Annotated in this window: 9 protein-coding genes and 1 pseudogene; all 10 read right to left on the bottom strand. The window is 41.4% G+C overall.

Features of this window, described 5'->3' with window-relative positions; all coding sequences use genetic code 11:
* Positions 1-145: 145 nt before the first annotated feature.
* Positions 146-1,129 (bottom strand): methyltransferase domain-containing protein, encoded by a 984-nt coding sequence (locus tag H6F50_RS26275; protein WP_190430975.1) that lies wholly within the window; start codon positions 1,127-1,129, stop codon positions 146-148.
* A gap of 27 nt (positions 1,130-1,156) precedes the next feature.
* Entirely contained in the window at positions 1,157-2,317 is a 1,161-nt protein-coding gene (locus H6F50_RS26280) for a glycosyltransferase (RefSeq protein ID WP_190430976.1), read from the bottom strand.
* Between the two features lie 35 nt (positions 2,318-2,352).
* Positions 2,353-3,669, bottom strand: coding sequence for a hypothetical protein (locus H6F50_RS26285; protein ID WP_190430977.1), 1,317 nt, complete (start codon positions 3,667-3,669; stop codon positions 2,353-2,355).
* 7 nt (positions 3,670-3,676) lie between these two features.
* Positions 3,677-4,822, bottom strand: coding sequence for a glycosyltransferase (locus H6F50_RS26290; protein WP_190430978.1), 1,146 nt, complete (start codon positions 4,820-4,822; stop codon positions 3,677-3,679).
* Positions 4,819-5,646, bottom strand: a complete 828-nt coding sequence (locus H6F50_RS26295; RefSeq protein ID WP_190430979.1) for a class I SAM-dependent methyltransferase — start codon at positions 5,644-5,646, stop codon at positions 4,819-4,821. Before H6F50_RS26295 ends, H6F50_RS26290 begins: the two co-directional genes overlap by 4 nt.
* A complete protein-coding gene (locus H6F50_RS26300; RefSeq protein ID WP_190430980.1) occupies positions 5,643-6,749 on the bottom strand; it encodes a glycosyltransferase family 4 protein in 1,107 nt (368 codons plus the stop codon). Before H6F50_RS26300 ends, H6F50_RS26295 begins: the two co-directional genes overlap by 4 nt.
* On the bottom strand, positions 6,740-7,456 hold the full coding sequence (locus tag H6F50_RS26305; RefSeq protein ID WP_190430981.1) for a class I SAM-dependent methyltransferase: 717 nt from the start codon (positions 7,454-7,456) through the stop codon (positions 6,740-6,742). The genes H6F50_RS26300 and H6F50_RS26305 overlap by 10 nt, the downstream gene beginning before the upstream one ends.
* The gene (locus tag H6F50_RS26310) at positions 7,441-8,346 is read right to left on the bottom strand and encodes a sulfotransferase (protein ID WP_190430982.1); all 906 of its coding nucleotides are present in this window, start codon (positions 8,344-8,346) and stop codon (positions 7,441-7,443) included. The genes H6F50_RS26305 and H6F50_RS26310 overlap by 16 nt, the downstream gene beginning before the upstream one ends.
* A gap of 4 nt (positions 8,347-8,350) precedes the next feature.
* Positions 8,351-9,727, bottom strand: a complete 1,377-nt coding sequence (locus H6F50_RS26315; RefSeq protein ID WP_190430983.1) for a flippase — start codon at positions 9,725-9,727, stop codon at positions 8,351-8,353.
* A 93-nt stretch (positions 9,728-9,820) separates the two neighbouring features.
* A pseudogene (locus H6F50_RS26320) lies at positions 9,821-10,123 on the bottom strand (hypothetical protein); the annotation flags it as partial.

Below are 10,123 nucleotides of genomic sequence, written 5' to 3' on the forward strand. Positions count from 1 at the left end.
GCCGTCATCTGGCCCTCGATGGAGTAGGGTATTTGACATTTTCTGCGCGATCGCCTGCATCTGCAATGCGCTTTTTTGGCAGGATGTGTCCCAAAAACCTGTAATACCGCACACTACTTTAGTTTGTTTTTTACAGAATGGAAAGTCATTTTTTACTAACTATTAAAAAAATACCTGATATACATAGGTCTTGACTTTTTACATTGCCAAACTCTTTTGCAAATTTATGGGAATGAAATTCTACAAAATCCATTGCTTGACGGCGTTTGTTTGGCTCGATCTCTTCAAACCTTTGATGGGGATTGATATTGCCAACGCTTACCAAGCGCGTTACTAATAGGGAGTAATCAATCAACCCACTCTTTTTCATGGCTTCTAGTACCTCTCGGTAGCGATGTACTAGAATCCGGTTTGGACGACCGGAGTTTTGTACCATCAAACGATAAATAGATAGGGGAATTTGTAAAAAAGTTAGTTCGTGATGGGTTGGCGTGAACATTCCATGATCGCGCAGATCGATCTTGTGAAACATTCGTCCCCCTGTTTTAAGACAGTCTACCATATGTTGCAAAGCCTCTAGGGGATTATAAAGATGTTCTAGAACAGCACGAGATACAATAAAATCGTATATTTGCCCTTGCTCTTGATCGCATTTTTGAAAATAAACTTCTGCTGGCTGACCGATTTTCCAATAGATACCTGCTAACGAGCGCTCATCCCAAAAATCTTTTTTTCGGAACTGGTAAAGTTCGTATTTTTGTGCTATTAACTCATAAATTTTGCTCTGCTGTTCGGTATCTCTATAGCTAAAGTATCGGTCTATTAAATCTACGCGATCGCATCCATCACGTCTCATTAACAGCGCTACCCCGGCATTATCACCAGGTCCTATCTCCGCAGCTATACCGTAGAATTTTTCTAACAAACCATATTTTTTGTAATCAGTAAAAACTTCTTCTATATAACGCACTGATTCATCTCGATAGAGTGTCGAGTGTGTCGCTCCTGAAAGAGTTTTTATCTGCCCAGCTTTGAGACGGAAACCGCATATAATGTCATCGGCAACATATGCAGTGCTAGTAAAAAGTGGCCGAGACTTCAAAAAAGCTTTCAATTTCAAGTTTGGCATATATAAATTGCCGTTTTAGGAAATACTTTAGTTAAGTTGCTTGCCAACCATACTTTCATACAGAGCTTGATACTGTGCTACTACGGAATCTAAAGAAAAGTTTTCAATCACTCTAGTTCTTGCGGCTTGACCCAAAGCGGCTCTCCCCTCGGAACCCAACTCGATCAATTGTTGCCACGCCTTATTCAGTGATTCTGGATTTCGTGGGGGTACAACCCGTCCCGTGTTTCCCACAATCCAAGCTGAATCACCCACATCTGTAACTACGCAAGGCACGCCACAGGACATGGCTTCTCCTATAACATTTGGAAAACCCTCTCCATAAGCAGAAGAAGAAGTAGCAATATCCAAACCAGCATTTATACGGGGTAAATCGTAACATAACCCAAGTAAATGTACGCGATCGCCCAGGTTTAAATTTTGGATTAGTTCGCATAAAAGCTGATTTTTACAATCTACTTTATTGCCAATTAGAACAAACTGAACATCTGGATACCTTTTGCTCAGCAACGCAGCAGCTTGTAAAAAGGTGGCATGATCTTTCATAGGATGAAAGCGTCCAACCAATCCAATTAGCAATGTATTTTCAGTACAGTTCAGATTCGACCGAATACTAAATCGAGCCTCGGCGGAGGGTGCAAATATTTCGGTATCAAAACCATTGGGTATAACGGTGGTCTTATCAGCACAATAACCAATTTTGTGATGATCCTCAAGACCAGTTTGACAGTTAGAAATAATTCTTGCTGGTAAGTGTGATAAGTAAGAAAGTACTTTAATAATCAATAAAGTCATTGCTTTTGTATCGCTTTTTGCTAAAGCAGAATGACGGATATTCCATATAACAGGCACTTGTCTGGGGATAAAGATGCTGACTAACTGTGCAGCAAGGTTGCCATGAGCCATCCAACCTTGAATTAAATCTGGCTGGAGTTTTTGTACCGTGTTAATTAAGCGCCATATTACTGCTATTGATGGCATTTCTGATTTCACGCCAATGGTATACACAGGTATGCCTAAGGCTTCAACTTGATGCCCCAATATACCCCGATCTGCCAGAGAAATCACGACTGGATCAAAACGATTCAAATTTAGACGGGATAGCAGCTTATAAAGCATCATTTCAGCCCCTCCAGTGGAGAGTCCCGTGATGATAAAAGCTAGTCGTTTTCGGGTAGATAATGGCATTTCCTGACTCTAGGTTAGCTTTACTTTCTGCCATCTTAGTGGCGGTTGTTACTGTTAACAAAAGCTGGTCGATATCTTGTAACAAGCTGCCGCCGCCGTCCCAGGTATAGCAACACGCCAAGCAAAACAGGTAATATCTGTGTCTTGAAGCGAACTGCCGTTCCTAGGTTTTGGTAGGAGACAAACCCATAGACAGCCGCCCAAGTCAAAACAAGTAAAATTGCCCAGATAACTAATGCGTCTTTTAAGTCTTTCCAGCGGGTTCTTGTAACTGCAAGCGCAAGCAGAAATAAAAGCAGCAAGTTTTCTAGGCCAGCTAATAAACCAAAAGGATTTAATACTTCTCCGGGTAAGGGACGGAATAGTGCAGTAAAAATTCCTATTGGAATGAAGGATAGTGCCTGGTCAACCTGAGTAAAATCTGCTTGAATTTCTTGTTTAGAACCGCCTTCTGCCCAGCCGCGAGACACCGTATCCAAAGTTTGAAGTGCCTCTTGAGAGGTATCGATTCTAAACTGTTCCTGAAACTGTCCTAGCACAAGTATCAGGGCAGTGACTACAACCACTGCGGCAGTAAGCTTTGGTAAGATACCTCGTACACCTCCTAAAAGAAGGCTCACGGTTGGTATCAGCAAAAGGGGACCTAACCAACTGCGAATTAACATTGTTAGCACTAATCCCAGCGCCGACACGAAGATGTAGCGTAAATTACTGAACTTATGCCACTTTACCACCCCATAAACGTAAAGACCTATACCGAGTAGAATAATCGGATCTTTGCCAATAGTTGACGACCAAAATAGAATTGAGGGAAAGAAGGCTATGGCGTACAAAATTCGGATGTCTTCTTTGTGCAAAAATATTACAGCCGCTCGATAGAAGACATAAATTGCTACTAATCCTACCATAGCAAAACTAACTTTGAGAGCATGGTAGGACACTGGCATAATTTTGTAGTATAGCCAGACTAAGTTATAAATATTTTGAGTTCCACTGCCAATCCTAAACCCAGTCCAATCAAAACTAGCAGAACTTGGTATTTTAAAATAGGAATAAGCATCTAAACTTGAATAATAAATTTCATAGAAAAGCATAAAGCTGAGAGTTACCAGGGACTTAACGATCCAAATGAGCAACAGTTCAGGTTTGTGTCTAGCAGGAATCGGAAAAACTAAAATGCTTAACCCCAATCCAATTGAGCAGAGTAGCCCAGTTACATAGTCAGTGCTTAGATCGTTTTGTGGGATATTTTTGCCCAAAGTAACAACAGTGTTATTCAGCAGTAAGGCCACATCTATACTAAAGATGATGGCAGCGAGTAAGGCAATTAACCATAACTTGCTACGTCCCATAAATCTTTTAACTGACTGAGTGCTTTGTTGATAAATTTGTAATAGCCTGTAGAGTTGCTTGTGTCTTTTCCACCAACTGTTTCACGCTAAAGTGTTCTAGTATACGCGATCGCGCTTTCAATCCCATCTCGTCCCTATCTTTCCCCAAACATGATACCCACCCAGATGCAAGGGTCTCTGGATTTTGAGATGGTACGCTCGCACCAGTTTGCCCCACAATCAAAGCTGAGTCTCCTACGTCTGTGACTACACAAGGCACTCCGCAAGCCATTGCTTCTCCGATCGCATTGGAAAACCCTTCGCCATAAGAAGAAGAAGAGGTAGCAATATCAAGAGCATTGTGAACCGCAGGCATATCTGTCCGTACCCCTGCCCAGATAACTTTTTCAGAGATACCTAGCTTCTGTGTCAACCGATACAACTTTTGAGCGTAACTCTCGGAACCACTACCCACGCACACAAAGCTTACATCTTGGCGTTGTTTACACAAAAGTGCAGATGCCTTGAGAAAGGTAGGATGATCTTTCATTGGATCTAGCCTTCCCACTAAACCAATCAAAATTTTATCCTCTGAAATCCCCCATTCTGCTCGAACTTTTGCCCTAGCTTTTGAGTCAGGCTTAAATCTTTCAGTATCGATACCGTTGGCAATGACCACCATTTTGTCAGCAGGAAACCTATGTTTCAGATGATACGCTCGACCAGCATAGGAATTTACAATGATTGCGTCAGCGAAGCGAGAAAGAAAGCACTCTACTTTGAAGGTCAGATGCGGCAGCCAATCATAACGACTCAAATCTACATTGGAAGCTCGTACTCCCCAAACTATTCGAGTTGAGGGTAAAAATGGTTTTAAGAAGATAGTGAGTAAATTAGATGTACCCAAATATCCGTGCAACACATCAGGGTTTATATGTTTGAGATGAGAGACAAGACGCCAACAGAATCCAAATAAATCCCAGCGTTCGCGCTTTTCTAAAGAAATCAACCGTATTCCGCTATCTTGCAGATCTTTTTCTAACGCCCCACCAGAGTAAAAGTATAAAACTGTTATATTGAATTTTTTCTTGTTAAGGGCTTTTACGAGGGTTATTAATTGTCTTTCAGCACCGCCGTAATTTAGCGAACGAATTAGGAAGGCAATCTCAATCATTGCTTTTTAAAGACAAATTGATTGTTGCCTAAGCCACCTCCACAAGTGATTAGGTTTTCTAGCACAAAATTTTTATCCCTATAGAAATTAAAGATTTCTTCGGGTTTTGCGACTTCAAAGGGATAGCCGCCTAACCAATCAAACCAATCATAAACTTTAGACATACCTCTCGATTTTTTGTACTCGGTATATCGAGCTATTGGATTTCGAGCCTTGAGTATATCTACAGCTAATCCACCTAAAATAAAATAGGGAATGAACAAAGTAGCAACTAGGGTTTTACCTGCTATTCCTGAACAGTAAAGTTGCTTGATTCTGCGCCAACGATTAGATTTATTGCCTTGTTCGTTATAGATAGCAATAAACAACCTACTTCCCTCTGCAACAGGCAAAGTGACCTTTTCTAGGGCTTGCCACATAGCTCCAGTATGGTGAAGCACACCCCAAGAATAAACAATATCAAACTGGCCTAGAGACTTTAAGTAATCTGCGTCTAGAACTGAACCTCGTTCAATAATCCAATTATTATCATCCGGAAAATAGCGGCGTTTGAGTTCTTGCGTACAACCTACTGAATCAGGATCGTAATCAAAAGAATGCACTTTAGCTCCTAACTGACGAGCCGCAAGAGAAAATAAACCGCTACCAGAGCCAATATCAAGAAAGGTTTTACCTTGTAAATCTTCTACTTGTAGCATCTGTTTGAGCGACTTTTGTGCTTCTGCAATGCGCTCATCATTGAGAACAGATAAAAAGCGCTGCCAGTTTTTTCCAAATTGAAAGCGATCGCCCTGCTTAACTTCCTGCTCAAAAGTGCTTGTCATCGCTTCTCCTTGACAACTTGATCTACCAAGTTTTCCCACATTCCCATTACTTTTTCAATGCTAAACCGCTCTGTTAGATCGGGGGCACGGGCCGCAAGACGTTTGCGTTCTCCCTCATCTGACATCAGGCGATTCATTGCTACAGCCAAAGCATTTACATCTCCGCTAGAAACCAAGATACCATCTACGCCATCACGAATAATCTCTCTTGGTCCAGTGGGACAGTCTGTAGAAATGACGGGTAGCCCACAAGCCATTGCTTCGCACAGAGCGTTAGGAAATCCCTCAAACCGGGAAGACATAACGAAAATATCCGCCTGCTTCAGAAATTCATAAATATTTTTCACCCGTCCAGGTAGATGAACCCGGTTAGACAAACCAAGCTGGTTCCGCAAAGCTTCTAATTCCGTGCGTAATGCCCCTTCTCCTAATATTGTCAATGTCCAATCAGGGTAGCAGACTTTTAGCTGTGCAAAGGCTTGTAATAGTATGTCAAAACCCTTCTGATAGTCAAGGCGTCCAACAGCAATTAGGGATGGTTTAGTTATCAATTTTGCTAACTCTGTTTGGTGCGTATTGATAAATATAACTGGGTTAGGGATAACATACGAGCGAGATTGTATCTGGGCAGAAAAATAACTCAACGATCTCGCAGTTACCACAACAACTCGATTGGCTTTGGGATACATCCACTGACGCAATAACTCCCATACCCCACCAATAGAGTACATTGCTGGGTGAATGCGCTCTGATACTACTACTGGGATATGTAACCCGCGCGTTGCCAGTAGGGTGAGTATATTATTTTTATCTATGAAACTAATTACAACATCGGGATGACTATCAGCAATAGCAGCTCGTAGAACTTGAATGCGTTTCAGGTTATTCCAGATACCAACGAGCAAGCTTAGCGACTCTCTGGCTATACCCAAACGAATATGATGAACATGGCAATCTAGGTCATAAAACGGAGGCACTTTGCCATCATCGAAAGTTAACAAAGTAATTTTCCATCTCTTAGCTGCCCAGTAGTTAGCCATTATTGACATTACTCGCTCTGCACCGCCAGCGGAAAGAGAAGCTATCACCAATGTTAATCGCATTTTCTCAAAACAAAAAACAAATTTTCGTTTTGACCATGTACTCCTAAAACTGAAAGTCCTTTTTTTAAGAAACTTATCAAAAAACCCTTCCAGTTTAACTCAGGCCAGAGAACGAAGTAAATTACTTTAATTTTTTCTAACTTGAAATTTTTAGAAAAAATTGTCGATAAGCTTTGAATATCAAACGATTGTTGATGACCCCATTTATGAAAAACTTTCCCACAATCAGGGCAAACAACTATACTTTTTGAAAGGTTTTCATTAAAAGGAACAGTACCTATTAATATGCCAAATTTCTTTAATACTCTTGCTATCTCATTAACCGCTTCATTTGTCTGTTCTGTTGAGAGATGCTCAATTACTTCAGAACAAAAGACAATATCAAAGAAATCATCATCATAGGGAATATTTTCAATATAGCCAACTTTCCCTCTAATGCCACTTTTCTCAAGCTTCGTAATAGCGACTTCACTTGGATCTAAAGCATAAGTCTCCCAACCATGATTACTACATTTATGTTCAAGCCATCCATTACCAACTCCTATATTAAGAACTCTTAGCTGTCTATTACCAGATAACTGTTGTGCTTTTTGAAAAAGAAATTTTAACCTAGGGATTGCCCCTGAGAAAATGGGTGACGATTGATTTAAAGCCTGCCTTTGAAAATAATCCCAAATTTTCTCCTGTTTCATTACTTTATCATCCAATGATTCAAATCTTTATCTACAAGCCACGATAATTTTTGAATATCTTCCTGAAATTCATTAATTAACTCTGCTCTAAAATCTACATTAAGTAGTTTCCGAGACCTTACTCTTGTATTGCTCTGTCGTATTTTGTCTATTATTCCAATCTTTTCTAGACCTAGCGTTTCTTTAAATTTTATTGCTATCTTAAGTAAAGGAAGAGGAGGACATTGTGTGAATTTGCCTATAAGGGAAACTTGATGACTTTTACTCTCATTAATTCTTGGAAAGTTTAACCTTCCATCTAACGGCACTCCTAAAAAGCGCAAGACATCTTCATAAACAGCTTTAGTTGATGTTGTAAAATCATCGTATAAAACTATTTTTACTTGAGTAGGCGGAAAAATATTTAACAGTCTTTCAACTTGATTTCCTAATTGGCAAACTGAGAAATATTGTAGAAACGCTGGTACCGGACATAGTTTAGGAATGTGCAAACCCTTTTTCCGGGAACTTTGGAGATTCCAAGCACGCTTAAACTCTCTTTCCTCTTCATAAAAAGCATAAAGAAGCTCAGAATGTAAGGAATAGGCTAGATCGACGGGGTTACGAAGCATCACAATAATTTTGGCATTTTCATTAAATTTATAAATATTCTTGATAGCCTCCGTCGAGTACAAATACCAAACTGAAGCTTCACCAATTGCTTTATGATCTTCGGTAGCCTCTTGAAATAATTCCAAATATTGCTCTAAGGTTTTTATAAAACGATAATCAAAAAGGTCTTCGGCAAAGTAGTGAGGCTCCTTTACAGATGGCATGAAGATATTTGGATGGCTACTTAAATACGTATGTAGTGCTGTTGTTGCACATTTTGGTGCCCCGGCAATAAAGAAATTTGGTTTTCCCATCCCGCTAAAAAAAGATAGTAGAATTAATTTTAAGTTGCTTGTTTACGTAAACAAGCATGATTATATTCCACAAAGCAGTTGTTAGTGCTGTGGAAAGCGCCGCGCCATTAATGCCTAAGTAGGGAATTAATGCAGCATTTAAAACAACGTTCAAAATAGCACTACTACCAATTATCAGTGCTGCCTCCCGCTGATGTCCGGTCATAGTCATCAAGAAACCCACCGATCCGCTTAAGGCGTTAACCATCTGCCCCACTGTGAGAATGACTAAAGCTGGGAGGCCTTCCACAAAGGAGGAACCGAACAGCATTAGCAGCATATTACCCCCAAAAATTAGCACAAGCGCAATGGGAACAGAAATGAGGAATATTCCTCGGGCTGCTAGTGTAACCATGTGTTGCAACTGTGAATGTTGCCCACTGGCGTAAAGCTGAGAAATCATCGGTGCGGCGATCGCATTTACAGCAGTAATACCAAACAGCGTTAGATTTGCCATGCGGCAGACAGTGGCATAAATACCCGCTTGTGTAGTTCCCAGCATTGCACCAATCATAATTGTATCCGTCTGATTGAGAATCAGATACATACCCGAAATGAGAAACAGCGGTAGAGCTACCCTGAGCCATTCCCGGTTTCGGCAGTCAGGAGATGAGAGTTTGACACGTTGTGGTAACAGGCAGTTGAGGCAGCAAGCGCCAATTCCGAAAGCAATAGTAGCTGCGATCGCATTTAATACCATTGCTGTCGAACCGTCTATTGATTGTGCAAATATACCAGATACAATGCAAACCAAAACAGTTAAAAGTATTGGACGCAGTATCTCATCCGGTAATTGCGCCAACGCTACGTGTCTAAGCGATCGCAAAGCAGCTTGACGTAAGCTCGTAAGCGTTAGGATGGGCAGGATTGCCGAACCAATCCAAAAAGTATAAGTCAATTCTGGCTGGAGTTGGTTCTGAAGTGCCCATATCACCAAGCCAGTCAAACTACTAACACTCACGCTAACCCAAAGTACAAACTGATTGCTAGTTTGCAAAATGCCTCGAAATGCACCCCATTCCGATTTAGCATTATAGGCAGCAACATACCGCAACAACGCTGTATCCCAACCCATTGTCGCCACTGACGCCAAAATGTTTAACCAAGTCAGAACGTAGATATAAACGCCATATTGTTCTGCTCCCATAACCCGAGCCAACAGGACTTGAACGCTAAAGGCAACCCCCGTACCTACCATCTTCACAATTAAAGATACACCTGCACCACGCGCTAAGATTGCACCAACACCTTCTCCGCGAAGTTTTATGATGATTCTGTTTAGGTGGGTTTTTGCTTTGGTGCTGGCTCGTTTAACCACAAGTTTCCGATTTGATCGCCCCACAGCGCTACTCTAGTGGAATGTTGGAAGACGCATTGACACTCACTCGGTAGCAATTCGGGAAAAACATAGGCGTCGGTGCTGTTCCCCTTTGACCTAACCTGCTGCGAAAGCCGCATTCAGCAAAGAGGCTAGGACGGATTGAATAGCCAGCAGTTCATCGGGAGGATCGCTCAAAAATACTCCACTACTGGAGTTGATGAGAGCATTGTAGGCTTCAACTGTCGCCGCCAGCCTAACCGCATCGACCCTGCCATTTGCGGTTAGCCCTTGCAAATTGGCAACTACGTTACGAGCCAGGGTTGGATTAATACCTTCAGTAGCATTCACCAGACCGCTTTCTAGCTGGCTCGCGCTAGCAGCAACATTTCCAGTCCCTGTCAAAACGTTCCCTAAGCT

The organism is Coleofasciculus sp. FACHB-712, assembly GCF_014695635.1.
Lineage (GTDB): Bacteria > Cyanobacteriota > Cyanobacteriia > Cyanobacteriales > FACHB-T130 > FACHB-T130.